The following is a 26,217-nucleotide window of genomic DNA, read 5'->3' on the forward strand; positions in this document are numbered from 1 at the left end:
TGTGAATTCCCGGGAACCTCCCGGGTATGCGGTCTTTTACCTGCCGCATCTCCGGAAAGCAAGCCCTTATCTTGAGTTTTCCGGGAAAAAAGACGGCCTAGACGGCACCTGCCCCGGCCGGTCAGGACAATTCCCGAACCGACGTGATACCGGGCAAGATCTTCAGCATCTGCCTGAACTCGCTGGAGAGGCGAAATCTTCCGGGAAGATTAATCACGACATCGCTTTGATCTGCAAGGATGGCCAGTTTGAGCTGTGCCGTCCCGGTGCCGTCGCGTTTCAACCCATCCCTGATCCCTTCCAGCGCGGCGGCGTTGGCGACGCGGACCTCAAGACCTGCGCTCTCAATGAAGGCGATATCATCAAGCGGCGTGATCTGCTGGCCGATGAGGCGGACGCCGCCTTCCTCAAGACGGGCATCCGCCTTGACCAGCATCGGCACCTCGCTGTCCAGATGATCACGGATCAGGGCCAGAAGATCGGAAAAAACCGTGACCTCGAAGACACCGGACTGATCGGTGAGCTGCAGGAAGGCAAATCGATTGCCACGGGAGGAGGTGCGTATCTGCTTGCCGGTGATCACCCCGGCCAGCCGCACCCGGCAACCGCTGCCGCGTTGCTGCACCACCTCCTCAAGCAGGGCGGACGGGGTGATATCCATGGCGGCGAGACGCTCAGCGTAATCATCAAGGGGATGGGCCGAGATATAAAGCCCAAGGGCGGCAAATTCATTTTCAAGCCTGATCTTGCTGCCTGCCTCCGGCACCTTCGGCAGGGCGATGCTGAGCCGGGCATCGACGGTGCCACCAAAAAGGTTTTCCTGCGCCGATTCCCTTTCCCGCCGGATCGCCGAGCCATGGGCGAGGATCGCCGGCAACCCGGCCAGGAGCTGCGCCCTGTTGCCGGCCAGGCGGTCAAGCGCTCCCGCCTTGATGAGATTTTCAAGCGCCCGGCTGCCCATGATACCGGCAAGACGGGCGGCGAAATCATCGAGACTGGTAAAGGGGCCGTCTTCATGGCGGAGCGCAACCAGCTGCCTCATCGCTTCCATGCCGACGTTTCTTATGGCGCCAAGCGCGTAGCGGATGCCAAGCCCGCCCTCATGCTCCTCAACGAGGAACCGGGCTTCGGAGGCATTGACATCCGGCGGCAGGATCGTGATTCCCCTTGTCTGGCAATCCTGCCGGAAAACCGAAAGCTTGTCGGTATTGCCCGCATCCAGCGTCATTGACGCGGCCAGAAACTCGGCCGGGTAATGCGCCTTGAACCAGGCCGTCTGCCAGGCAATCAGCGCATAGGCGGCGGCATGGGATTTGTTGAACCCGTAGCCGGCAAAGGCGCTGATCTGGTCAAAAATCTCACCGGAAAGCCGGGCGTCGATGTCGTTTTTCGCCGCACCGGCGACAAATGTGTCGCGCTGGGCATCCATTTCCGCCTTGATTTTCTTCCCCATGGCGCGGCGGAGAATATCGGCGCCGCCAAGCGTATAGCCGGCAAGGTGCTGGGCCGCCTGCTGCACCTGTTCCTGATAGATCATGATACCGTAGGTTTCGCCGAGAATGGGCTCAAGCCCCGGATGCATGTACTGCACCTCCTCACGGCCGTGTTTGCGCGCCACGTATTTGGGGATATTTTCCATCGGCCCCGGGCGATAGAGCGCCACCACGGCGATGATATCTTCAAAACGGTCCGGCTTGAGCCCGCGCAAGACATCCCGCATACCGCTTGATTCCAGCTGGAACACGCCGACGGTATCCCCTCTTGAAAGCATCTCAAACGTCGCCTGATCCTCAAGCGGAATATCATCAAGGGTCATGGCAATTCCGCGCCGGGCCAGCAGGTTCAGCGTCTGCTGCAGGACGGTCAGCGTCTTCAGGCCGAGGAAGTCAAATTTCACCAGCCCGGCCTTTTCCACCCATTTCATGTTGAACTGGGTCACCGGCATATCCGATCGCGGATCACGATAAAGCGGCACCAGTTCCGAGAGCGGGCGATCCCCGATCACCAGCCCGGCGGCATGGGTCGAGGCATGGCGATAAAGACCTTCAAGCTGGCAGGAAACCCGGATCAGTTCGGCCACCTGCTCATCATTGTCACGTTCACGGCGCAGATCTTCCTCGGTTTCGAGCGCCTTGTCGAGGGTCACCGGATCAGCCGGATTGCTGGGGACGAGTTTGGCGATCCGGTCCACCTGGCCATAGGGCATGCCCATTGTCCGCCCCACATCCCGCAAGGCGGCGCGGGCCTGAAGAGATCCGAAGGTGATGATCTGCGCCACCCGGTCGGTGCCGTATTTCTGCTGCACATAGTTGATGACTTCATCGCGGCGATCCTGGCAGAAATCAACGTCGAAATCCGGCATGGAAACACGCTCGGGGTTGAGAAACCGCTCAAAGAGCAATCCCCATCGTATCGGGTCGAGATCGGTGATCAGGAGAGCATAGGCCACCAGCGAGCCGGCGCCGGAACCCCGCCCCGGGCCGACGGGAATCCCCTGCTCCTTGGCCCAGCCGATAAAATCGGCAACGATGAGAAAATATCCGGCAAAACCCATCTGGATGATGATATCAAGCTCCATTTCCAGCCGGTCGGCGTAGATCTTTTTCTGCCCGGCGTCATCCCGGATATCGGCAAAGGCAGGCAGGTCAAACCGCTGCTCCAGCCCCGAACGGGCCTGCTCCCGCAGGAAATCTTCTTCACTCATGCCTTCGGGCACCGGAAAGGCCGGCAGGATCGGCGCCATCTTCGGGACCCGAAACGCACATCGCCTTGCAATCACCGCCGTATTGGCAATGGCCTCGGGCAGATCCGCAAAAGCCAGCGCCATTTCACCTGCGCTCTTGAGATAATGCATGTCGGTTTCGCGGCGGCGGCTGTCATCGGCAAGCGTCGTGCTCTGGGAGATGCAGAGGAGCACTTCATGGGCGGCGGCAGCACCGGCGGTGGCGAAATAACAGTCATTGGTGGCCACAAGCGGCAGATCAAGCTCATAGGCAAGATCGAGAAGACGAGGCTCGGCCGCGGTTTCACGCGACGTGCCGTGGCGCTGAAGCTCAATATAGAGACGGTTCGGGAAAAGACGGGCAAGCGCATCGAGACGTGCCCGGGCGAGCGGCAGCTGGCCATCGGCGAGCGCGCCCGCAACAAAACCACGCTGGGCCCCGCCGGTGAGCAGGATCAGCCCGTCGCTTCGCCCCGTCAACGTGCCGAGATCAATTCGGGGCTCGTTCGGGTCCTCCATCAGGGCCCGGGAGACAAGATAGCTGAGATTGGCCCAGCCGGTGTCATGCTGAACCAGCACCACCACCTCCCCCTCGCCGGTGTCATCGGCGAGATTGACCTGGGCGCCTATAATCGGCTGGATCCCGGCATCGGCGGCGAGATCCGAAAACTCCAGCGCCCCGAAAGTGTTGAACGTATCGGTGATGGCAACGGCAGGCTGACCCAGGTTGCGGACAGCCTTGACCAGATCACCGACCTGAAACATGCCTTCGGCCAGCGAATAGGCGGAATGGGTGCGAAGATGGATAAAGAGTGGTGACTCGGACATGCCCCATAATGGCCATCACCGGTGCATGCTGGCAAGACCGCGTTGCCTGACGCTTGAAATCCTGTTGATTATGCTGGCCTTGCGCCGGAAATCCTGTCCCGATCAGCGATGCTCGGAAAGGGCGCCGCCACGAATCATCAGCACCCTGTCCATGCTGGCGGCAAGTTCGGTATTATGGGTGACGATGAGTGCCGCGGTTTTCGTCTGCCGGATGATGGCGGCCAGATGCCGGAACACTTCCCGGGCGGTTTCCGGGTCAAGATTGCCGGTGGGCTCATCAGCAAGCAGAACGCTCGGCGCATTCGACACCGCTCTTGCGATGGCGACACGCTGCTGCTCCCCGCCGGAAAGCTGGCCCGGGCGATGGTCACGCCGCTCCGCAAGCCCGACCAGCGCGAGAAGCTGCTCTGCCCTCATCGAGGCCTCCCGTCGCGACAACCCGGCCAGCATCTGCGGGATGAGGATGTTTTCAAAGGCCGAGAATTCCGGCAGAAGGCGGTGAAACTGAAAGACGAAACCGATCTTCTGTCGCCTCAGGGCGGCGCGCTCCCTTTCCCTGAGGCGCGCGGTGGCCTTGCCGTCCACCATCACCGTGCCGCTGTCGGGATTTTCAAGAAGGCCGGCAATATTGAGAAGCGTCGATTTGCCGGAACCGCTGGGGCCGACCAGAGCAACCATCTCACCCGGCTGAATCGCCAGACTGGCCCCATTGAGCACATGCAGCCGGTTTTTCCCCATAGACCCGCCTTGCGCACCCTGGGCAAAGGATTTTTCGATCCCGTTCAGCACCAGCGCGCTGCTGCGCGCATTGTCGGTCACGGCTTTATTCATATCTCAAGGCCTCCGCCGGGGCGATCCGCGACGCCCGCCAGGCCGGATAGACGCTGGCAAGAAAGGAAAGACCAAGCGCCATCAGCACGATCATCAGCACCTCATTCGGGTCCACCTTGGCGGGCAGGGTTGAGAGAAAATAAATCTCGGCGGCGAAAAGCTCGGTGCCGGTCAGGCTTTCAAGAAGGGCGCGAATCCGCTCTATATTCCAGCAGAAACCAAGCCCGAGCACGGTTCCTGCCGTGGTGCCGACAACCCCGATACTCGCCCCGGTCATGAAAAACACCCGCATGATCCCGCCTCCGGTTGCCCCCATTGCCCGCAGAACCGCAATATCGCTGTTCTTGGAACGGACCAGCATGATCATGGACGAGATGATATTGAACGCCGCCACCAGAATGATCAGCGTCAGGATCAGGAACATCACGTTGCGTTCCACCACCAGCGCATTGATGAAACTCCGGTTGCGATCCCGCCAGTCGTTCACCTGAAGCTCCTTGGGCGTGGTCTGTTCAAGATTTATTCTTATGCCATCGGTGCGGGCCAGATCGGCGGCGTAGATCTCAAGCCCCGTGACCCGCTGGTCACTGCCGAAAAACGCCTGGGCGGAGGCCAGCGGCATGAAGACAAACCCCTTGTCGTATTCAAACATCCCGACATCGAACACCCCGGCGATCTTGAAGGTGCGGCGCTGCGGCAGGGTGCCAAACGGCGTCGACCTGCCCCGGGCGCCCACCAGCGTGATGCTGTCCCCCTGCTTGACGCCAAGGCTGCGCGCAAGACGATGACCGAGAAGAAGCTGCTCACCTTCGCGGAACCGCTCGATTGTCTTCTCATCAAGGGAATCCCATAACGGCCTGCGGGCGGCAAGATCCGCCCACCTGACCCCGCGCACCACCGCACCGGACGTCTGCCCCTGGCTTGCCACCATGACCTGACCCTCGATCTGCGGGGTCACGGCGATGATACCGGGGATGCCGGCGATGCGGACCGAAAGCGCATCATAATCCCTGATCCCGCGGCCATCGGTCGAGTAGACCGCAAGATGCCCGTTGAGCCCGAGAATCCGGCCGATCAGCTCAGCCCTGAACCCGTTCATCACGGACATGACGATGATCAGCGTAGCAACCCCGAGGGCGATGCCGAGAAGCGAGAACCAGGCAATGACGGAAATGAACCCTTCCGACCGGCGCGAGCGCATGTAGCGCATTGCCAGAAGCCGCTCAACTTGGGTGAATAATCCGAACACGCCGTCTACCTCAGCATAAGGGCATTAATTACATGGCCAGAAGAGCATTTAGCGCCTCTTCCGGGGTGACCTTCCGGGTCTCACCGGAACGGCGCTGCTTCCATTCCACCTGACCTTCGGCTGCAATTCGCGGGCCAATTATCACCTGATGGGGAATACCGATGAGATCCATGCTGGCCATTTTGGCGCCGGGACGATCGGCGGTATCATCAAGAAGCACATCCCGGCCCGCGGCCATCAGTTTGTCGTAGAGATCACCGGCCATGGCATCGCAGCTCGCATCGCCGGGCTTCAGGTTGACGATGGCAATATCGAACGGGGCCACGCTCTCAGGCCAGATGATGCCGGCGTCGTCATGGCAGGCTTCGATGATCGCGCCAACGAGACGCGAGACGCCAATCCCGTAAGATCCCATATGAACATCACGCATGGCACCGGTTTCATCGGCCACCGAGGCCCCCATCGGCGCGGAATATTTGGTGCCGAAATAAAAGATATGGCCGACTTCGATCCCGCGGGTGGTGATGAGATCTTCGGCGGCAACACCTGACGTGGCGGCATCGTGCTTTTCATCGGTCGCGGCATAGAGATTGGTAAACCCGTCGACAAGGGGCTGGAGATCCGCCTCGTAATCGACATCACCGGCATCAAGGCTGCGGCCGATCCAGTCCCGATGGCAGAAGACCTCGCTTTCCCCTGTTTCGGCAAGGATGATGAATTCATGGCTCATGTCGCCGCCGATCGGCCCGGTATCGGCTTCCATGGGGATGGCCGTCAGCCCGAGACGCTGGAAGGTCAACAGATAGGAGATGAACATCTTGTTGTATTCTGCCCGGGCGGTTTCGGCATCAAGGGCAAAGGAATAGGCGTCCTTCATGAGGAATTCACGCCCTCGCATGATCCCGAAACGGGGCCGGACCTCATCACGGAATTTCCACTGGATATGATAGAGGTTCATCGGCAGCGCACGATAGCTTTTGACATGGGTCCGGAAGATATCCGTGACCTGCTCTTCGTTGGTGGGACCGTAGAGCATGTCGCGCTCATGGCGGTCCTGGATCCGCAGCATCTCAAGCCCGTAATCCTCATAGCGGCCGGATTCCTGCCAGAGTTCCGCCGGCTGAATCGTCGGCATCAGGATTTCATTGGCGCCGGCGCGATTCTGTTCTTCGCGGACAATCTGCTCGATCTTGCGCATGACCTTGAGCCCCATCGGCAACCAGGAATAGATCCCGGCGCTGGATTGCTGGATCATCCCTGCCCGCAGCATCAGGCGATGCGACACGATCTGGGCTTCCTTCGGCGTTTCTTTCAGTACGGGGATGAAATATCTGCTCAGGCGCATGGGTTTCCTCAAAGAGTGATGGGCCCAACCCGTTCGGGAAGGGGAAGTTGGGGGCTGTCTTCAGGCGATACTATAGCGTCAACCATCGCGTTGGTCACGCCATCGAGTGTGGAAGGCTGCCATAAAGGCTGATTATGCTTGTCGATCAGCACGGCGCGAACACCGCTGATGAAATCCGGGTGCCGCAGCATCCGGCAGGCAAGCCGGTAATCAAGGCGAATGGCATCAACGATATCGCGCGCACAGAGCGCAGGATCGGTCAGCAACCGATGGGTCAGTGCAATCGAGAGCGGGCAACGGGTATCAAGCGCCTGGCGCGCCCGTTCCGCGAAAGGGTGATCATCGCCTTCAAGGCTCGCGCGAATCACCACCGGATCCGCCTTGCTGAAATGCTGATCGATCCACCCCGCCGCATCCGCGACCGGCGTTTGCCCTGGCGCAAGCTCAACCCCGGTGAGGGTTTCGGTGATGGCATCGGCGGGGCAGGACAGAACCGCCGCCAGCACTGCCTCCAGATCAGCGGCGGAAACAGCCTGGGGCACAATCCCGAGCGCGATCATGTCGCCGGCGCCAATCCGCCATCCGGTCATGCCCAGAAAAAGACCGGCAGCGCCAGGCGGGCGGCGATAGAACAGGGATGCACCGACATCAGGGAAAAGACCGATCGCCGTCTCCGGCATGGAAAAATCCATGGCATCGGTGATGACCGGATGCGACGCATTGACCAGCAGACCTGCCCCTCCCCCCATGGTGAGCCCGTCTGCGATGGTGATCACGGGTTTGGGAAAGGCGGCGATGAGAACATCGAGGGTGTATTCGGTGGCGAAATAGGCATCACCGAGTTCCGGGTTCTTCTCAATCAGCGGGATGATCGAGCGAACATCCCCGCCTGCGCAGAACGCCCGGCCGGGGGCCGCCGTGATCACGACGCGGTCAATGGCCTCATCATCCGCCCAGGCAAGCAAAGCCGCGATGATGAGATCGCACATTTCCCTCGAAACGGCATTGAGCGCTTCGGGCCGTGAAAGGATGATCCGCCCGGCTGTTTCCTGCTGATCGATGATCACATGGGGTGCTGGCATGGTCTCGTCTCTACGCATAGCCCTCCTATACTGTATTTGGGCACAAGTGCAAAGGGTGGAGCCACGCGTCAACTTGCCCCCTGGCGGCTGATATTTTCCTGTTTGCAACATCTCAAGAGGATATGCCAAAATAATGGCATGAACAGGACCATTATTTCACCCGGACATTTCCCGTCCATCCGCCTTCGGCGCGCGCGCCTCAACCCCTGGTCACGCCAGATGGTGCAGGAGCATGTGCTGACCCCGGCCAATCTGATCTGGCCTCTTTTCGTGCGTGAGGGAGATGGCCCGCCTGAAGCGGTGAAAACCCTTCCCGGCGTGTTCAGGTACAGTATCGAAGATCTGGCGAAAGAGGCAAGAGAGGCCCATGATCTGGGGATTCCCGCCATCGCGATCTTCCCGCGTATCGATGCCGCCGACAAGGACGAGGACGGCAGCAACGCCCGCAACCGCGATAATCTTGTTTGCCGCGCCGTGCGGGCCGTGCGTGAGGCGGTGCCGGAACTGGGTATCATCACCGATGTGGCGCTTGATCCCTTTACCACCCACGGCCATGACGGCGTGATCCGGGACGGCATGGTCACCAATGATGAAACCGTCGCCATTCTGGTCGAACAGGCGCTGGTGCAGGCTGAAGCCGGGGCCAGTATCATCGCACCTTCCGACATGATGGATGGCCGGGTCGGCGCCATCCGCAAGATGCTCGATTCCCACGGGTATGAGAATGTGCTGATCATGTCCTATGCCGCGAAATATGCCTCGGCGTTCTACGGGCCTTTCCGTGATGCCGTCGGCGCCGGCAAGATCGCCGGCAATGTCGGCAAGGACACCTATCAGATGGACCCGGCCAACAGCGATGAAGCCATGCGCGAGATCGAGCTTGATATTCAGGAAGGGGCGGATTTTGTCATGGTCAAACCGGGCATGCCGTATCTCGATATCATTCAGCGGGCGAGTTCCATGTTCAATATCCCGGTATTCGCCTATCAGGTCAGCGGGGAATACGCCATGATCGAAGCTGCCGCCGCTGCCGGAGGACTTGATCGTGACCGTATCATCGCCGAGGCGCTCATGTCCTTCCGCCGGGCGGGATGCCGCGGCGTGCTGACCTATCATGCCAAAGAAATGGCCCGGCGCCTGAACACCTAGCGAAGAAACACCTATCCATGACCATCACGCCTGAGAATATCTGCAAAGCCCATGCCGCCATGGACGGGCACATCATCCGCACGCCTCTTGTGCCGGCGCCGGGCCTGTCGCTCCTGACCGGGATTGATCTCTGGCTCAAACTGGAAGACCTCCAGCATACATCCTCATTCAAGGCGCGGGGCGCGTTTACCAAGATGCAGACGCTGAGCGATGACGAGAAGCGCCGCGGCGTCATCACCATGTCGGCGGGAAACCATGCCCAGGCGGTGGCCTATCACGCCAGCCGGATGGGCATACCGGCGGTGATCGTGATGCCGGCGCAGACGCCATTTGCCAAGATCAACCGCACCCGCGCCTGGGGAGCGGAGGTGGTGCTTGAGGGCCGGAACCTCAATGAATGCGAAGGCAAGGTCGAGGAGATCATCCGCGAGCGCGGCATGACCCTTGTCCATCCGTATAATGATGAAGACGTGGCCACCGGCCAGGGATCGGTCGGGCTCGAGATGCTCGAAGATGCCCCTGATCTGGACACGATCATCGTGCCCATCGGCGGCGGCGGGCTGATGGCAGGCATTGCCACCATCGCCAAGGATATCAAGCCTGATATCAGGCTTGTCGGGGTCGAGGCGGCGTTGTGGCCCACCATGTCGCAGATGATTTCACGCACAAGTTCCACCGCCGGTGGCGAGACCATCGCCGAGGGGATTGCCGTCAAGCATCCGGGCGATCTGACCAGACCGGTGGTCGAAAACCTGGTGGATGAAATCCTGCTGGTGGATGAAGACCATATCGAGCGCGCCATCAGTGCCCTTGTCGAGCAGCAGCGTATCATTGCCGAAGGCGCCGGCGCGGCAGGAATTGCCGCCCTCCTCCAGCACAGGGAGGTGTTTACAGGCCAGAAATGCGGCGTTGTGATCTGCGGCGGGAATATCGACCCGCGCCTCTTGGCTGGCGTGCTGACCCGTTCCATGGCCAAGGACGGAAGAATCGCCCGCCTCCGGATCGATATCAGCGACGAGCCAGGCATGCTGGCATCGATTGCCACGGCGATCGGCGAGTGCAAGGGGAATATCGTCGAAATCTTCCACCAGCGCATGTTTCATGATGTGCCGGCTAAACTTGCCAAGATCGATGCCGTTGTAGAGACAAGAGGCCGCGAGCATGTCAATGAAATCATTTCCGCCCTTGAAAAGCGTGGTTTCCGGGTTACTGTTCTTTCCGATACCGAACAGCAGATCTGATCTTCAGGGACAAACGGGGAAACGGGAACGCACAGGATGAACCAATTTCGCAATCTCATCTTCAGTGACCCGACCGAGTTTCAGATCACCCGGCCATCTTCCTGCCCCTATCTTGATGGCCGGACCGAGCAACGGCTGGCAACCGATCTCAGCCGCCATCCAGAGAAACATGATGTTCTTGCACGAGCCGGATTCCGGCGGGTGGAAAACTGGGTCTATAAGCCGGTATGCCAGGGATGCCGGGAATGCCTGCCCATTCGCATCCCTGCCGGAAATGGCGTGGATGGCGACTTGAGGCTCAGCCGTAACCAGAAACGCGTCATGGCCCGGAACAGTGATCTGGGCCGCCGCATTCTGCCGAATTTCAGCCGGGACGATCATTATGAGCTCTTCCGTCAGTACCTGGCATCGCGCCATGCCGATGGCCAGATGGCGGAGATGGATGAAGACAGTTACACCGCCATGATCGCCTCAAGCCCGATCGAGACGGTTCTGGTCGAATACCGGGCCGAAGACCGGCTGATCGGCGTCATCCTGATCGATATTCAGGACGACGGGCTGAGCGCTGTCTACAGTTTCTTTGATCCCGGCGAGGACCATCGTTCCCCCGGCACGTTCATGGTGCTTGACGCCGCCGCGCTGGCCTGGGAGATGGGGCTTGATCATCTCTATCTCGGCTATTATATCGCGGCGTCGCAGAAGATGACCTACAAGGCCAGATTCGCCCCGGCGGAAGTGCTGGTTGCCGGAAGATGGACACCGCTCGGGAACTGAGATCAGGTAAATCTCGCGGGGCGGGGGAAACCGGTCGGGGCAAGGCGGCCTGCCGACCCGCGCTTGCCCATCCAGGGGGATGTATCCTTTTCGGACCGGATGCGGCCGCCGGACTGCACCCATGAGAGACCTTCATCGCGCAGGAACGTCTTTGCATCGGCCAGTGAACCTTCACGGAACCGCTGCAGGATAACGCCGCGGCCGCGGCCCATTTCAGGAAGTTCGGCCAGCGGGAAGACAAGCATCTTGCGGTTCGTGCCCACCGTCGCCACCATATCCCCCTCAACGAGGCGCGCCACCAATGTGCGGGTGCCATCGCCGAGGGTCATGACCTGTTTGCCGTTGCGGGTCTGGGCGGTGACGCTTTCAAGATCCGCGACAAAGCCATGGCCCTCATCCGACGCCACAAGAATGCGGCCGGCCCGGGCGGGAAAGATATTGATGATGCTTGTATCCGGGCCAAGTTCAACCATGAGGGAGACCGGCTCACCAAAGCCGCGGCCACCGGGAAGCCGATCGACGTTGAGCGTATAGAAACGCCCGTTATCCGCGGCCAGGACGATGCGGTCGGTGGTCTCGGCATGGACCATGAACGCAGGGCCGTCCCCTTCCTTGAACTTGACCTCGGCATCGGCGGCAAGATGCCCCTTGATCGCCCGTATCCACCCCTTGGCGGAACAGACGATGGTGACCGGCTCCTTTTCTACCAGAATCTCCAGCGGATCGCCCGTAATCTCCGGCAGGGTATCGAGGCGGGTCTTGCGCGCGTCGGTACGGGCAAAAGAGGTCCTGAGCGCCTTGATATCATCGGAAATGGCGTTGCGCTGGGCGGCCTCATCGCCAAGAAGAGCGTTGAGATTTTCCTGTTCAGCGGTGAGGCGGTCACGTTCCTCGCGGATTTCCATTTCTTCGAGACGCCGCAATGAACGAAGACGCATATCAAGGATGGCGTTGGCCTGATTTTCATTGAGCCCGAAACGCTCCATCAGTCGCGGCTTCGGCTGATCCTCCTCGCGGATGATGGCAATAACCTCATCAAGATTGAGGTAGACAACAAGATATCCGCCCAGCACATCAAGGCGATGCCCAATCCGCTCCAGCCGATGACGGGACCGCCGCCGAAGCACCACCAGCCGGTGATCAATCCACTCAAGAAGCGCATCCTTCAGCGACAAAACCCCCGGCGTGCCGGAGGAATCCAGCACATTGAGGTTGAGCGGCACCCGGGTTTCAAGATCGGTCATCCGGAACAGGCTTTCCATGACCATGGCCGGTTCAAGCCGGCGGGATTTCGGCTCCAGCACAAGACGCAGGTCTTCGGCCGATTCATCCCGGATATCCGCCAGAACAGGAAGTTTCTTTGACTGCAGCAGATCCGCCATTTTTTCAATCAGCCGGGATTTCTGCACCTGATAGGGAATAGCGGTGATGACAATCCGCCAGCCGCCGCCCTTTTCCTTTTCCACCATCCATTCGGCACGAACGCGGAAGGCGCCGCGGCCGGTCTGATAGGCTTCAGCAATCGAGGCCGGGTCTTCAACCAGCACGCCGCCGGTGGGGAAATCGGGGCCCTTGACGTAAGCTGCGATCTTCTCATGGGTGGCGCCAGGCGTCTTGACGAGATGCAAAAGCGCATCGCAAAGCTCAAGGATATTATGGGGCGGGATCGACGTTGCCATCCCCACCGCGATTCCCTGGGCGCCGTTGGCAAGAAGATTGGGGAAAGCCGCCGGCAGGATAACCGGCTCATCGCTTTCACCATCATAGGTGGGGCGGAAATCCACCGCGTCTTCATCAATGCCGTCAAGAAGAAGACGGGCAACATCGGACATCCGCGCTTCGGTGTAGCGCATGGCGGCGGCATTATCGCCGTCGATATTGCCGAAATTCCCCTGCCCGTCGACAAGCGGATAGCGCATCGCGAAATCCTGCGCCAGCCTGACCATGGCATCATAGATGGCGGCGTCACCATGGGGATGAAACTTACCCATCACATCCCCCACCACCCGGGCTGATTTCTTGTAGCCCTGATCGGGATCGAGTTTCAGCTGCCGCATGGCATAAAGAAGGCGGCGATGCACGGGCTTGAGCCCGTCCCGCACATCGGGAAGGGACCGGGAGGTGATCGTGGAAAGCGCATATGCCAGATATCGCTGGCTCAGCGCCTCGGCGAATTCCGCCTTGATAAAGCCTGTGGACGTATCACTCATGATTGCTCATCTTTATTCCAGTTTGACCGCCGATGCCAGCCACCGATTGCCCGTCAGGTGGTGTCCGATGACGGGGCAAAGCGGCGCTGAACAAGATCATCCAGACGCTGCCTCGGCGCCGGCAAGGGCAGATGGTGCAGGCCGAAAACCTTGCGTTCCAGAAAATGCCGCGTCAGGCGCATTCCGTCAAGCAGGTCCTGCGCAAGCGCGTGGTCGTCGCCATCCCCGGGCATACCGCCAAGAAACCGGGGCAGGGCCAGAAGCTTCGGTTTATGCAGCCCGGCCGCATGGCTGGTGACGGCGACGCCGGTGCGCGGGCTGACATAGGCAAGACCCTCCCTTTCCCCCGTCACCCCGCAACGGCCCAGATCAAGCGCGTAACCGGCGACGTCAAGCATGGCGATTTCCCAGCGAATATAGGCCGCAAGCCAGATTTCGGCATCGGCTTCGCTTGTCACCAGACCAAAGAGCGCGGTGGTGGCATCGAAAACCCCCGGATGCGGCTCACGCTCCGGCAGGCATCCTTCAAGGACCGCGCAGGCTGAAGCGAGGCCGGCAAGACAGATCGGCTGATCGAGAACAGCGGAAGCATTGGGGCGGCTGATCTCAACCGTGACGCTGCCGAGATGTTCCGCCAGGCGGGCGCGCCAGGAAGCCTCAACCTCGTTCCCGGGCTGAAGCACGCCGCGCTGGCTGCGCGACTGCCCGCCACGGACAAGCCCGGCATGACGGCCGTGATGACGGGTCATGAGATTGACGATGCTGGACGATTCCCCATGTGGGCGCACCGAAAGGATCAGCGCTGTGTCATCCCATTCCGGCATCGGTCAGGCGTTGAAATCCAGATCCCAGTCGCGATAGCGGGCGGGATCGTTCATCCAGTCTTTGCGATATTTGACATGGGTGAAGAGATGCACGCGCCGGTCAAGCACCTCTTCGAGTTCCTCCCGCGCCTGGCGCCCGATCCGCCCGATGGTCTTGCCGCCGCGGCCAAGGATGATTCCCCGGTGGCCTTCGCGGCTGACATAGATCGAACACCGCACTTCGGCGCTGCCATCGTCACGTTCAACCCAGCTTTCCGGCTCAACGGTGAGCTGATAGGGAAGTTCTTCATGCAGGTTGAGAAAGAGTTTCTCGCGCAGGATTTCAGCCGCCAGCAACCTGAGCGGCAGATCAGAAAGATCTTCGGGATCATAGAGATACGGACCTTCGGGCATCTGCCCGGCCAGCCAGTCAAGAAAATCACCGGTGCCGCGACCCTTTTCCGCCGAGACCATGAACACCTTGACAAAATCCATGCGGCCCGAGATTTCCGCTGCCCGCTCAAGCAGACGTTCAGGGCTGACCAGATCGATCTTGTTCAGCACCAGCACGGCTTCGGTTTCGGTTGCCGCCAGCCCGTCCAGGATGCGGATCGTATCCTCATCAAGGCGGGACCGGGCGCAGTCATGGACCAGCACCACCACATCGCTGTCGCCGGCCCCCTGCCAGGCGGCGCTCACCATGGCCCGGTCCAGCCGCCGTTTCGGCTTGAAGATGCCCGGCGTGTCGATGAAGATGATCTGTGCCTCATCATGCATGGCAATCCCGCGGATACGGGCCCGGGTTGTCTGCACCTTGGGCGTGACGATGGAAACCTTGTGCCCGACCAGCTGGTTCATCAGGGTGGACTTGCCGGCATTCGGCGGGCCAATAAGTGAAACAAAACCGGCACGGCTCATCTGATTTTCTCCAGCATCAAGGCAGCGGCCTGCTGTTCGGCGCTGCGTTTCGACATTCCGGTGGCGGTGAGTGATGCTTCACCCAGCGTGACCGAAACCGTGAATATCGGTTCATGATCGGGCCCCGTGCGGTCAATGATCGCGTATTTTGGCAGCCCCATTTTACGATCAAGCGCATATTCCTGAAGCCGTGTCTTATTGTCTTTTGCAACCGTGGCTTCGCCCGTGATCATATCACCCCAGATCGACGCAATCACCCCGGATGCGGCCTCCATCCCGCCATCACGCCAGATCGCGCCGATCACCGCCTCAAGCGCGTCGGCCAGCACCTTGTCGGTTTCCGCAAGATTTGTATTGGGCTGAACTTTCAGAAAACGCCCGATTTCAAGATCACGGGCGATGCGCGCAAGGCGGCTGTTTTCCACGCAATCCGCGTAGCGCCGGGTCAGCTGCCCTTCACGTTCCGCTGCCATGGCGGTGAAAAGCGCATCGGCAATCACCAGACCGATCACCCGATCCCCGAGGAATTCAAGCCGCTGGTTGTTGGGGATGCGGCCACTGCCGTCCGTGTAACTGGGATGGGTGAGCGCTTCGATCAGAAGAGCTCTGTTCCCGAAGCGGTAGCCCAGCCGCTCCATCAGCAGGTCGAGAGCCAACTGGTCGGGGGCCAACTGGTCGGGGGCGGCTCTATCCACCGAAGAGCTGCCCTGATCAGTCAATGCTCATCCCTATCCGGCCAAAGCGGATGGCGGATGGCCATTTCCAGATTTCAAAAATACTGGCCCTGCCATTATGCGAGAAGAAGAGAAATTCGGCGCGGCCAACGAGATTTTCCGCCGGCACAAAACCGACCTCGGCACGGCTGTCGCGGGAATTGTCGCGATTGTCGCCCATGAAGAAGTAATGCCCGTCCGGCACAACCCGCGGCGGGGTATTATCCATCCGGTCGTTATCGCTGTATTCCTGGATCAGATGCGCCCGTCCTTCGGGAAGCGTTTCGGTATAGATGATGGCCGGGCGGCCGAAGGGTATATGTTCGCCTTGCATATCCGGCTCAAGCCGACGTGTCACCGGAGCGCCGTTGATATGAAGAATGCCTTCCCGGACGTAGATTTCATCACCCGGCAGGCCGACAAGCCTCTTGATATAATCAATGCTTTCATCACCTGGCTTGCGGAAGACGATCACGTCGCCGCGTTCGGGCTCGCGGCCAAAGAGGCGGTCGGAAAACGGAATAATGCCAAAGGGAAAGGAATAACGCGAATAGCCGTAGGAATATTTTGACACGAAAAGATAATCACCAACCTTGAGGGTCGGGATCATCGAGCCGGAAGGGATGCTGAATGGCTCAAAAAGAAAGGAACGGAAAACAAGGGCGATGACGATTGCCCAGAAAACCGTCTTGAAAAATTCAAGGAAGGAATTTTCTTTTTTGCTGTCAGGATTCATGTTCAACTCGGTCATGGAAAGGGTTGTTATGGCTTAGAAAGCACCACAAAAGCAAGTGCCATTCCGCCATCGTCGCTGAGGGAGAGATGGATCTGCCCGTCCCGGCCAGCTTTCTGCCGGAAGACCGCCGCCGCGGCGCCATGAAAAACGAGCGATGGCTGCCCATCCGGTGCGGAACGAATTTCGAGATCAAGCCAGCCGATGCCGCTGGTCCGGCCGGGCGAAAGTGCTTTCCACGCCGCTTCCTTGGCGGCAAACCGCATCGCGTAGAACCTTGCCTTGCCGGCCCGCCTGCCGGCTTCCTCCCTCTCGGCTTCGGTATAGATGCGGCGGATGAAACGGTCGCCGAATTTGTCGAGAGACCGGTCAACCCGGTCAATGGCCACGATATCCGTGCCGATGCCGCAGATCATGAGGAGGCCTGCCCGGGATATCTGGCCTCATCCATATGGGCACGCATGGCCCGTACCGCTTCGGCAAGGCCGGTCATGACCGCTTCACCGATGAGGAAATGACCGATATTCAGCTCCACCAGTGCAGGTATGGCGGCAATCGGCCCGACGGTCTGGTAGCCGAGGCCGTGGCCGGCATGGCATTCAAGCCCCAGCGCTTCTGCATGGCTGACACCCCTGATGATGCGGGCAAGTTCGGCCTGGCGTGATGCGCCGGTTTCATCGCAGTACCGCCCGGTATGGATCTCAACGATATCGGCGCCAAGCTCGGCGGCGGTGTCGAGTTGATGCGGATCCGCCTCGATGAAAAGAGACACCCGGATCCCAGCCTCACGCAGCGTTGCGATCATGCCGCGAAGCCGGTCTTTCTGCCCCACGACGTCAAGCCCGCCTTCGGTGGTGATCTCCTCCCGCTTTTCGGGCACGATACAGGCGGCATTGGGGCGGTGGCGAAGCGCGATTTCCAGCATTTCCGGCGTCGCCGCCATTTCAAAATTAAGAGGCTTGTCGGTGGCGTCCATGATGCGGCGGATATCATCATCGCGGATGTGCCGCCGGTCTTCGCGCAAATGCGCCGTGATACCGTCCGCCCCGGCCCGGGCGGCGATGATGGCCGCGGATACCGGATCCGGATGGGCTCCGCCCCTTGCGTTGCGTATCGTTGCAACGTGATCGATATTCACTCCAAGGCGCAGATAGCCGGGGGATTTCGTGTCATGCCCGCCGCCGGGGTTACTGGTTGTCATTTTCTTCTCTCCCGCGCTGTTTATCCCGCAGTCTCTGCCATTTGAGCTTGATAAGCCAGGCCCTGATCTTGCCGGCGAATATATAGCCAAGCATAAAGAAGATCAGCGCCGCAATAAAGCCGGTGACCACGCCGCCCACCATCATCGAGAAAAAGACGGTGCCCGGCGCATCCATGAACACCTGATAGCTGAGATTGGAAAGATCATGCGAGCCGGGTTCAACACCCATGATCATCGATCCGACAAGATAGATCAATGTCCAGATCAGGGGAAATGTCCACGGGTTGCCGATGGCGGTGCCGATCATCGACATGATGATATTGCCCCGGATCAGCCAGGCCAGCGCCGCGCCGATGAAGAAATGAGCCCCGATCAGGGGGGTGAAGGACACGAACACCCCGCAGGCAAACCCCGCGGCCAGCGAATAATCCGATGAGCGCAGCCGCAAGACCCGAAACATGAGATACATCCAGCCGCGCCAGAATCCCTTTTCGGGCCAGAAAAAGGCCTGCAGTTTGGCCATTTTGCTCGAAGACCGGCGGCGGAACAGCATCAGGCTTTGGCTCTTTCAACGGATTCAATAAAGGGATTGGCCCGCATCGCGGCGATGATCGCGGTCATGTGCCTGAAATCGCTGACCTCGATATCGGTGACGAAGGTGAAGAAATCCATGTTCCGGGATACAAGCTGGATATTGGTGATGTTGCCGCCATGCTCGCTGATCAGCGTGCAGACCGCCGCAAGGCTCCCGGGTTCATTCGAGATCACGGCCTCAACCCGGGCGGCCACCACATTGGGGGTATCGCTCTGCCATTCGATATCCACCCATAATTCCGGCATGTTGTGGAAATTTTCAAGATGCTGGCAATCCATCCGGTGTACCGTGATGCCTTTGCCGGTGGTGACGATGCCGACAATTCTTTCCCCCGGCAACGGATGACAGCACCGGCCATGATGCACGGCCATGCCGGGAATAAGCCCCTTGATGTTGAGGGTCGGCTTGCCGTTTGCCGTACCGCCCTTCTTTTTTTCGGCAATCTTGAGGCGGGGATGAAAATAGCGGAGCACGTCTTCAGGCTTGATCAGCCCCTCACCCACGCGGGCATAAAGTTCATCATCGCTGCGCAGATTGAAATAGGCCAGACACGGCACCAGCTGATCTTTGCTGAGTTTTCTCTTCGCCTGGCGAAAGACTTTCGTGACCAGCGCCTTGCCGAGCTGGGCAAATTCCTTCTGCCGCTCAACACGCATGAAACGGCGAACGGCTGACTTGGCCCGCCCGGTCAGAACGAAATTCTCCCATTCCGGTTTGGGGGTGGCGTTGGCCGAGGTGAGAATCTCAACCTGATCGCCATTGTCGAGCACGGTGGCAAGCTGGCGGATCTTGCCGTTGATCTTCACCCCGACGCAGGTATTGCCGATATCGGAATGCACGGCATAGGCAAAATCCACCGCCGTTGCGCCTTTGGGCAGGCCGATCAGCGCCCCTTTGGGGGAGAAGCAGAAAACCTGATCGGCGTACATTTCCATCTGGGTGTGTTCAAGAAACTCATCGGGTGAGACGGTGTTTTCCAGCACCTGGATGAGATCGCTGAGCCATTTCAGCTGATCGACTTCATTCCGGCGGATGGACTGGCCATCGGATTTATAGCTCCAGTGTGCGGCCACGCCCCGTTCGGCGACTTCGTGCATTTCCGGGGTCCTGATCTGCAATTCGATCTTTTTCTTGAGCGGCCCGATAATGCCCGTATGAAGCGACCGGTAGCGGTTGCGTTTCGGGGTTGAGATGTAATCCTTGAACCGGCCCATCACCATCGGATAGCGGCGATGCAGGATGCCAAGGGCAAGATAGCAATCAGCTTCATCGGGAACGATGATGCGAAACGCCATGATATCGGAAAGCTCCTCCATCTCGACCTTTTTGCGCTGCATTTTCCGCCAGATAGAATAGGCGGTCTTGTGGCGGCCGGAAATCGTGCTCTCAAGCCCTTCGTCGGAGAGGGTTGTGTTGAGCTCATCGCAGATGCGGCTGATCAAATCCTCGGATTTGGACGTCAGGTAATCGAGGCGGGAGATGATCGAGGTCCGCATCTGCGGGTTGAGCACCGCAAAGGCCCGGTCTTCGAGTTCATGCTGGAAATGAGTCATCCCGATCCGTTCAGCGAGCGGCGCAAAAATGGAAAGGGTTTCCTGGGCGATACGTTCGCGCTTTTCGGCCTTGGGGATATAGTCGATGGTGCGCATGTTATGCGTCCGGTCCGCCAGTTTGACGAGCAGAACGCGGATATCCTCACTCATCGCCAGCACCAGTTTGCGGAAGTTTTCCGCCTGCCGGTTGTCGGACTGCATTTCAATCCGGGTCAGTTTGGTGACGCCATCCACCAGCTGGGCGATTTCATCGGTAAACTGATCCCTGATCTCGGTCAGGGATACGCCCGTATCCTCCACCACATCATGCAGCAATGCCGTGACTATCGTCGCCTGATCAAGGTGCATATCGGCAAGGATATGGGCAACTTCAAGCGGATGGGTGAAATACGGCTCACCCGAAGCCCGCACCTGGCCGCGATGGGCCTTTTCGGCAAAGTCATAGGCGTGGGAGACCAGCGTTTCATCAACGCCGGGATTATAGGCCCGGATGCGGTCGGTCAGATGTTTTGCGGTTTCAACAAGCATGATACACCCAGAACAGCAGAAAATGATCCGATCTGGAAGAAGATTTCACGCCGTTGAAGTTTCGGCAGATCAGAGATCGTCGCTGTTGTCGCCGGCGTCACCTTCATCGGCAAAAGATCCTTCATCGGCGAAAGAGCCGTCATCTTCAACCGGGGAAGCCAGCGTATCAGCCGGGACCTGCATGCCTTCAGCGTCCATGGCGTCGGCGCCGAAATCACTGTTGAAGGCGGCCATGTCATCCTGCGCGAGGCTCGCGGCCTCATCGAGGGCGGATTGCTCTTCCTCGCGGATTCTCTGACGCTGGAGGCTGCTGATCAGATCGTTGTTCACGTCGCCGATGGAGATCGTCTCATCGGCAATCTCACGCAAGGCAACGACGGGATTCTTGTCGTTGTCGCGATCGATTGTCAGCGGGTCACCCGAAGAGATGCCACGCGCACGCTGGGCCGCCGTCAATACAAGGTCAAACCGGTTGGGAATTTTCTCAATACAGTCTTCAACCGTTACACGGGCCATGGTCGCTCTCCAGCATTGGTGAAATTTCGGCTGTGGCAAAGGCCACAATCCCTTGGGATATACTCCCGATGGCACGGAAAAACAAGAGGTTTCATCATTCTATGCGGCAACTTGCCTGCCCGCCGCCGGATGGATGAGCATAAAAGAGCGGCGCCATCATCTATGGCTTCAGGCCAGGACAGCCACCTGTTCCGGGTCAAGATTATCGATCAGCCCGGCAATTTCCTCCCCCGTGACCGGATGCCGCCAGCCTGGCGCAAGATCCGCCAGCGGGTACAGCACAAAGGCGCGCTGGTGCAGGCGCGGATGCGGCAGAACAAGATTGCCATCCCGCACTTCCCCCCTGAAATCGAGGATGTCGATATCGAGCACCCGGGCTTCATTGCGGGTCATCCGGACACGCCCGAAACGGGCCTCCCGATCATGCAGCACCGCAAGCAGGGTTTCCGGTGCCATGTCGGTGTCGATTTCAACCACCGCATTCTGATACCATGGCTGGCTTGAAACAGGCACGGGCGCGGTCTTGTACCAGGGGGAAAGCGCCACCACGCGGATCCCGTCTTCGGCCAGGCTTTCGATGGCAGCAAGGCAACCTTCCCGCGGGCCGGAAAATCCATCCGGGGTGAGATTGGCACCGATGCCGAGGAAGATCCGGGAGGTATCTTTATTTTTATCTTTATTTTTCATGATTCTAGTGTTATCAAAAGATCACAGCGGCTTATACAGAAGGCTGCTTGTATACTGTATTTATATTCATAATCAACCATTCAAAAGTCATTCAGCAAATTCAACCCGGATACAAGCACCCTCCCCTTAGCCATAGATATCAACTTAAATAAAGAAATAGACATTCCATGTTTTCCATTCAGAAGAACGATCGCTTCGCCGCCTTCATTGACGGCTCGAACTTTCACGCCACCACCAAACAGCTTGGTTTCGAGGTAGATTATGAAAAACTGCTGACGCTGCTCAGGAATACCGGGCGCATGGTCCGGACCTATTATTATACCGCCCTGCCTGATGGAGATGATTACGCGCCGATCCGCAAACTTTCCGACTGGCTCGACTATAATGGCTACACGCTGGTAACCAAGCAGACACGCGAATTCACCGATAACGAAACCGGCCGCAAACGCATCAAGGGCAATATGGATATGGAACTTGCCCTCGACATGCTGAAACTTGCGCCGCATATCGACCACGCCATCCTGTTTTCAGGCGATGGGGATTTCTGCCGCCTGCTCAAGGAAGTGCAGAATCTCGGCATCCGGGTTACGGTGGTCTCGACGGTCAAGACACGGCCGCCGCTCATGGCCGATACCCTGCGCCGCCAGTCCGATGATTTCATCGATGCCAATGAGCTTCGTGACCTGATCTCTCGCCCGCCCCGGGATCATGACTATTCCGGGATTGATGACGACGGCGACGACTATGATGAAGCCGAGGTACTGGACGACCGGCGACGGTTCTGATGGCTGTGCCTCCACCCCGCCGTGATCAAACCTGCCGGCTCTGCCCGCGGCTTGCCGAATATCTGGATGCGGCGCGCGCCGCCCATCCGGACTGGCATAACGGCCCGGTCAATGGCTATGGGCCAACGGACGCGCCGATCATGCTGATCGGCCTTGCCCCGGGAATGCGCGGGGCCAACCGGACAGGACGTCCCTTTACCGGCGATTTTGCCGGTGATCTGCTCTATCAGATGCTGGATGAGTTTGCCCTCAGTTCCGGCAGGTATGATGCGCGTGCCGATGACGGGGTTCGGCTCAACGCCATCCGTATTGTCAATGCGGTTCGCTGTGTGCCGCCGCAGAACAAGCCCACCGGGGCTGAAATCAATACCTGCCGGCAGTTTCTCATCAAAGATATCGCCGCCATGACGCAGATCAGGGTCATCATCACCCTTGGGCGGATCGGCCATGCCTCGGCACTCAAGGCGCTCGGGCTGCGGGAGGCTGACTATCCTTTCGGTCATGCACGGGAACATGATCTTCCGGGCGGGATCAGGCTTGTCGCGTCATATCATTGCTCACGCTACAACACCCAGACCGGGCGGTTGACCACGGAGATGTTCCGTGACGTGTTCCGAAAGGCAACGCAGGCCGCCGGCCTTCCCGGGCTAGCCGATCAGTAGTTTTTGAGTATCCGCGCTTTCTGGCGGTCCCAGTCACGTTTCTTGATGGCTTCGCGCTTGTCCTGTTTCTTGCGCCCCCTGGCGATGCCGAGGCTCAGTTTGGCGATGCCCCGGTCGTTGAAATAGATGGTCAGCGGCACGAGTGTCATGCCATCCTTGTTGATCAGGCCGAGCAAGCGGTCATTTTCCTTGCGTTTCAGCAGAAGCGGGCGCTTGCGCTTGGGCTCATGATTGTCGCGTGAAGCTTCATAGACAGGGATATTGGCATTGATCAGGACGATCCGGCCGTTATCTTCGCCGGCATAGGCTTCGGCGATGCTGGCACGGCCACGGCGCAGGGATTTCACCTCACTGCCGAGAAGGACCATCCCCGCCTCGATCGTCTCCGTGATGTCGTATTCGTGCCGGGCCTTGCGATTTTCAGCCACCCGGCCTGTTGAGATTATCCCCGCCATGGCCGAAGGCCCTCCTGTTCATTTCAGGACAGGATGCCGACATGCCTGAGGGCAGTTTCCACCCGCGCCTTCGATGCATCGGCAATATCCACCAGCGGTGCCCGAAGCCCGGCGCCGCAGATTCCCATCAGGCTGGCGGCGTATTTCACCGGCCCCGGGCTGGATTCGCAGAACATGGCTTCGTGAAGCGGCATCAGCAGCGCGTTCAGCTCCTGCGCCCGGGCGATATTTCCCTGATCCCAGGCCGCATGCATTTCCGCAAGCAGGCCAGGGGCGATGTTTGCCGTCACCGAAATACAGCCATGGCCGCCCGCGGCCCGGTGGGCCAGCGCCGTGCCGTCTTCACCGGAAAGCTGGGAGAAACCCGGCCCGATCCGGTTGAGGAGATGGGTGGGGCGCGACAGATCCTGCGAGGAATCCTTGACGCCAGCGATATTCGGATGCTGTGCCAGTTCCACCATCGTATCATTGCTCATGGCAACGACGGAACGGCCGGGAATATCGTAGATGATCACCGGCACGGAGACGGCATCGGCAATCGTTGCGTAATGATGCTTCAGCCCTGCCTGGGTCGGCTTGTTGTAATAGGGGGTCACCACCAGCACCGCATCGGCACCGGCGTCGGCGGCGTGGGTGGCGAAATCAACCGCTTCATGGGTGGAGTTTGAACCTGCTCCTGCGATCACCTGCACCCGGCCGGCGGCCTCCTCAATGCAGATTTCGACCACTTTCTTGTGCTCATCATGGCTGAGCGTCGGGGACTCCCCGGTGGTGCCCACCGGAATAAGGCCGCGCGTGCCTTCGGCGATCTGCCAGTTGACCAGTTTTCGGAACCCGGCCTCATCCAGGCTGCCATCCGCGAGGAACGGCGTAATCAGGGCTACGCAAGAGCCGCCAAATCGGGCATCACCAGTCATCATGATCCTTCTCCAGTCCAGAGATACGAGATGTGCCGGAGCATAGGCCCAGATGCGCTCATCTTCAAGCCATTCTTGGCCATGGATCCATATCTCCATTCCAGTATAAAGCGAGTTGCCAGCAAAGACCAGCATGCCTAGACTTGGCCACGATATATCGTGCCCTGAACGTATCTTTGAGGGGAACGTATCTTTGAGGGAGTCTTCGAGATGATGGATCTGCCGAGTTATAAAGATGTCGCCGCGGCGCGGGACCGCATCAAAGGGGACGCCGTGGTCACGCCGCTCATCTCCTCACCCCGGGCCGATGCCCGTCTGGGGGGCATGCTGCTGATCAAGGCCGAACCCCTGCAACGCACCGGATCCTTCAAGTTCCGCGGCGCCGCCAATTCGGTTGCCATGCTGGATGCGTCAACCCGCACGGTCGTGGCCTGGTCATCGGGAAACCACGCCCAGGCAGTGGCGGCGGCGGCAACGGCACGCGGGCTCAGATCCATCATCGTCATGCCGGAAGATGCCCCGGAAACCAAAAAGGCCGGAACGGCCGAACTTGGCGGTGACGTCGTGACCTATGACCGTTACACCGAAAGCCGTGAAGATATCGGCCAGGCGCTGGCGCGTGAGCATGACGCGGCCATCATTCCACCTTATGATTTTGCGCCCGTCATCGCAGGTCAGGGAACAATCGGTATCGAGATCGCCGAACAGATTGATGCCCGCGGCATTTCCGCGGACCAGCTCATCTGCTGCACCGGCGGCGGCGGGCTGCTTTCAGGGCTTTCGCTCGGCCTTCATGAGCATCTCCCTGATCTTGAGATCATCGCCGCCGAACCGGAAGGGTTCGACGACTTCAGAAGATCCATCGAGGCCGGTGAACGCCTTGCCAATATCCCCGGGCCGAAAACGATCTGCGATGCCATTGTCACGCCAACCCCGGGCGAGTTGACCTTCGCCATCAACCGCCAGCATGTCAGCCATGGCGTTGCCGTCAGCGACGATGAAGTGCTGGCCGCGATGGCTTTTGCCTGGTCGGAATACAAACTGGTGATCGAGCCCGGCGGCGCGGTTGCTCTTGCGGCGGCGCTTTCCGGCAAGGTCGAGATCAGGGGCAAGACAACGGTTATCGTTGCCTCCGGCGGCAATGTCGACAGGGATATTTTCAAGCGCGCGCTGGAAATGCCCGAGGGCCGTGCCTTCAAGCCCCGGTGACTAGCCGCGCCCGCGATAGGTCGCAACACCCGGGTCCGGCACCCATACGCCTTCAGGCAAATTTCCATATTGCCAGAAAACATCTATCGGCATGCCGCCGCGGGGGTACCAGTATCCGCCGATCCTCAACCAATGGGGCTTGAGCAGATCAGCCAATGTCTTGCCGATATCGACGGTGCAGGCTTCGTGGAAGGCCTGATGATTGCGGAAGGAATTGAAATAGAGTTTGAGCGATTTGCTTTCCACCATCCATTCGTCGGGCACATAGTCAATCACCAGATGGGCGAAATCCGGCTGCGCCGTCACCGGACAGAGGGAGGTGAATTCAGGCTGGGTAAACCGCGCCACGAAGAACGTATCGGGATGCGGATTAGGCACCCGATCAAGTTCGGCTTCCTCCGGGCTTTGCGGCATGACGCTGGGTTTGCCAAGATGCTTCAGGCTGTCGGTCATGAGGTGATCCTTTCCATCAATGAGGTGGATATAAACCAAACGTCCGCAGGCTTCCAGG

The 26,217-nt window shown here is 59.4% G+C and carries 24 protein-coding genes and 1 pseudogene; 6 read left to right on the plus strand and 19 right to left on the minus strand.

The features are described from left to right. Positions 1–121: 121 nt before the first annotated feature. From dnaE to AB8880_07380, 5 genes are all read right to left on the minus strand, one after another. On the minus strand, positions 122–3,550 hold the full coding sequence (gene dnaE, locus AB8880_07360) for a DNA polymerase III subunit alpha (GenBank protein XDZ64746.1): 3,429 nt from the start codon (positions 3,548–3,550) through the stop codon (positions 122–124). A 102-nt stretch (positions 3,551–3,652) separates the two neighbouring features. Further along, positions 3,653–4,381 (minus strand): ABC transporter ATP-binding protein, encoded by a 729-nt coding sequence (locus AB8880_07365; protein ID XDZ64747.1) that lies wholly within the window; start codon positions 4,379–4,381, stop codon positions 3,653–3,655. After that, positions 4,374–5,591 carry a lipoprotein-releasing ABC transporter permease subunit gene (locus AB8880_07370; protein ID XDZ67044.1) on the minus strand — a complete coding sequence of 406 codons (1,218 nt, stop codon included), beginning with the start codon at positions 5,589–5,591 and terminating at the stop codon, positions 4,374–4,376. Before AB8880_07370 ends, AB8880_07365 begins: the two co-directional genes overlap by 8 nt. A gap of 67 nt (positions 5,592–5,658) precedes the next feature. After that, positions 5,659–6,975 carry a proline--tRNA ligase gene (proS, locus tag AB8880_07375; GenBank protein XDZ64748.1) on the minus strand — a complete coding sequence of 439 codons (1,317 nt, stop codon included), beginning with the start codon at positions 6,973–6,975 and terminating at the stop codon, positions 5,659–5,661. 8 nt (positions 6,976–6,983) lie between these two features. Beyond that, positions 6,984–8,057 (minus strand): enoyl-CoA hydratase/isomerase family protein, encoded by a 1,074-nt coding sequence (locus AB8880_07380; GenBank protein XDZ64749.1) that lies wholly within the window; start codon positions 8,055–8,057, stop codon positions 6,984–6,986. 138 nt (positions 8,058–8,195) lie between these two features. On the opposite strand from AB8880_07380, the gene hemB reads away from it, so the two are divergent. From hemB to AB8880_07395, 3 genes are read left to right on the plus strand one after another with little or no spacing between them, the layout of a single operon-like run. Beyond that, the gene (gene hemB, locus AB8880_07385) at positions 8,196–9,206 is read left to right on the plus strand and encodes a porphobilinogen synthase (GenBank protein ID XDZ64750.1); all 1,011 of its coding nucleotides are present in this window, start codon (positions 8,196–8,198) and stop codon (positions 9,204–9,206) included. 17 nt (positions 9,207–9,223) lie between these two features. After that, on the plus strand, positions 9,224–10,447 hold the full coding sequence (locus AB8880_07390; GenBank protein ID XDZ64751.1) for a threonine ammonia-lyase: 1,224 nt from the start codon (positions 9,224–9,226) through the stop codon (positions 10,445–10,447). 36 nt (positions 10,448–10,483) lie between these two features. Beyond that, positions 10,484–11,221: an arginyltransferase gene (locus AB8880_07395; protein XDZ64752.1), complete on the plus strand. Its 738-nt coding sequence runs from the start codon at positions 10,484–10,486 to the stop codon at positions 11,219–11,221. Positions 11,222–11,223: 2 nt separating this feature from the next. Here AB8880_07395 and parC read toward each other — a convergent pair whose 3' ends face one another. From parC to folK, 11 genes and pseudogenes are all read right to left on the minus strand, one after another. Then, entirely contained in the window at positions 11,224–13,431 is a 2,208-nt protein-coding gene (gene parC, locus AB8880_07400; protein XDZ64753.1) for a DNA topoisomerase IV subunit A, read from the minus strand. A gap of 53 nt (positions 13,432–13,484) precedes the next feature. After that, entirely contained in the window at positions 13,485–14,255 is a 771-nt protein-coding gene (recO, locus tag AB8880_07405; GenBank protein XDZ64754.1) for a DNA repair protein RecO, read from the minus strand. Between the two features lie 3 nt (positions 14,256–14,258). Beyond that, positions 14,259–15,152 carry a GTPase Era gene (gene era / locus AB8880_07410; protein XDZ64755.1) on the minus strand — a complete coding sequence of 298 codons (894 nt, stop codon included), beginning with the start codon at positions 15,150–15,152 and terminating at the stop codon, positions 14,259–14,261. After that, complete coding sequence (gene rnc, locus AB8880_07415) at positions 15,149–15,871, minus strand: ribonuclease III (GenBank protein XDZ64756.1); 723 nt, start codon at positions 15,869–15,871, stop codon at positions 15,149–15,151. Before rnc ends, era begins: the two co-directional genes overlap by 4 nt. After that, positions 15,864–16,616 carry a signal peptidase I gene (gene lepB, locus AB8880_07420; GenBank protein ID XDZ64757.1) on the minus strand — a complete coding sequence of 251 codons (753 nt, stop codon included), beginning with the start codon at positions 16,614–16,616 and terminating at the stop codon, positions 15,864–15,866. Before lepB ends, rnc begins: the two co-directional genes overlap by 8 nt. An 11-nt stretch (positions 16,617–16,627) precedes the next feature. Then, positions 16,628–17,014, minus strand: coding sequence for a holo-ACP synthase (acpS, locus tag AB8880_07425; protein XDZ64758.1), 387 nt, complete (start codon positions 17,012–17,014; stop codon positions 16,628–16,630). Next, entirely contained in the window at positions 17,011–17,799 is a 789-nt protein-coding gene (locus AB8880_07430; GenBank protein XDZ64759.1) for a pyridoxine 5'-phosphate synthase, read from the minus strand. Before AB8880_07430 ends, acpS begins: the two co-directional genes overlap by 4 nt. After that, entirely contained in the window at positions 17,786–18,322 is a 537-nt protein-coding gene (locus AB8880_07435; GenBank protein ID XDZ64760.1) for a DUF2062 domain-containing protein, read from the minus strand. The genes AB8880_07430 and AB8880_07435 overlap by 14 nt, the downstream gene beginning before the upstream one ends. 29 nt (positions 18,323–18,351) lie before the next feature. After that, complete coding sequence (locus AB8880_07440; protein ID XDZ64761.1) at positions 18,352–20,475, minus strand: bifunctional (p)ppGpp synthetase/guanosine-3',5'-bis(diphosphate) 3'-pyrophosphohydrolase; 2,124 nt, start codon at positions 20,473–20,475, stop codon at positions 18,352–18,354. 240 nt (positions 20,476–20,715) lie between these two features. After that, a pseudogene (rpoZ, locus tag AB8880_07445) lies at positions 20,716–20,991 on the minus strand (DNA-directed RNA polymerase subunit omega). Positions 20,992–21,159: 168 nt separating this feature from the next. Next, on the minus strand, positions 21,160–21,678 hold the full coding sequence (folK, locus tag AB8880_07450) for a 2-amino-4-hydroxy-6-hydroxymethyldihydropteridine diphosphokinase (GenBank protein XDZ64762.1): 519 nt from the start codon (positions 21,676–21,678) through the stop codon (positions 21,160–21,162). A 167-nt stretch (positions 21,679–21,845) separates the two neighbouring features. Between folK and AB8880_07455 the strand changes: the two genes are divergently transcribed. After that, positions 21,846–22,463: an NYN domain-containing protein gene (locus AB8880_07455; GenBank protein XDZ64763.1), complete on the plus strand. Its 618-nt coding sequence runs from the start codon at positions 21,846–21,848 to the stop codon at positions 22,461–22,463. Continuing rightward, positions 22,463–23,125: a uracil-DNA glycosylase gene (locus AB8880_07460; GenBank protein ID XDZ64764.1), complete on the plus strand. Its 663-nt coding sequence runs from the start codon at positions 22,463–22,465 to the stop codon at positions 23,123–23,125. Before AB8880_07455 ends, AB8880_07460 begins: the two co-directional genes overlap by 1 nt. Here AB8880_07460 and smpB read toward each other — a convergent pair. Both smpB and dapA read right to left on the minus strand, forming a co-directional pair. Then, the gene (gene smpB, locus AB8880_07465; GenBank protein XDZ64765.1) at positions 23,119–23,580 is read right to left on the minus strand and encodes an SsrA-binding protein SmpB; all 462 of its coding nucleotides are present in this window, start codon (positions 23,578–23,580) and stop codon (positions 23,119–23,121) included. The two genes, AB8880_07460 and smpB, sit on opposite strands and share 7 nt — an antisense overlap. A 23-nt stretch (positions 23,581–23,603) precedes the next feature. Beyond that, entirely contained in the window at positions 23,604–24,497 is an 894-nt protein-coding gene (gene dapA, locus AB8880_07470; protein ID XDZ67045.1) for a 4-hydroxy-tetrahydrodipicolinate synthase, read from the minus strand. A gap of 210 nt (positions 24,498–24,707) precedes the next feature. Here dapA and AB8880_07475 point away from each other — a divergent pair, with 210 nt between their 5' ends. Further along, positions 24,708–25,706 carry a threonine/serine dehydratase gene (locus tag AB8880_07475; GenBank protein XDZ64766.1) on the plus strand — a complete coding sequence of 333 codons (999 nt, stop codon included), beginning with the start codon at positions 24,708–24,710 and terminating at the stop codon, positions 25,704–25,706. Here the strand turns inward: AB8880_07475 and queF are convergent, their stop codons facing one another. Further along, positions 25,707–26,159 (minus strand): preQ(1) synthase, encoded by a 453-nt coding sequence (gene queF / locus AB8880_07480; protein XDZ64767.1) that lies wholly within the window; start codon positions 26,157–26,159, stop codon positions 25,707–25,709. Between the last annotated feature and the right edge of the window lie 58 nt (positions 26,160–26,217).

The organism is Alphaproteobacteria bacterium LSUCC0684, from assembly GCA_041228335.1.
GTDB lineage: Bacteria > Pseudomonadota > Alphaproteobacteria > Puniceispirillales > UBA1172.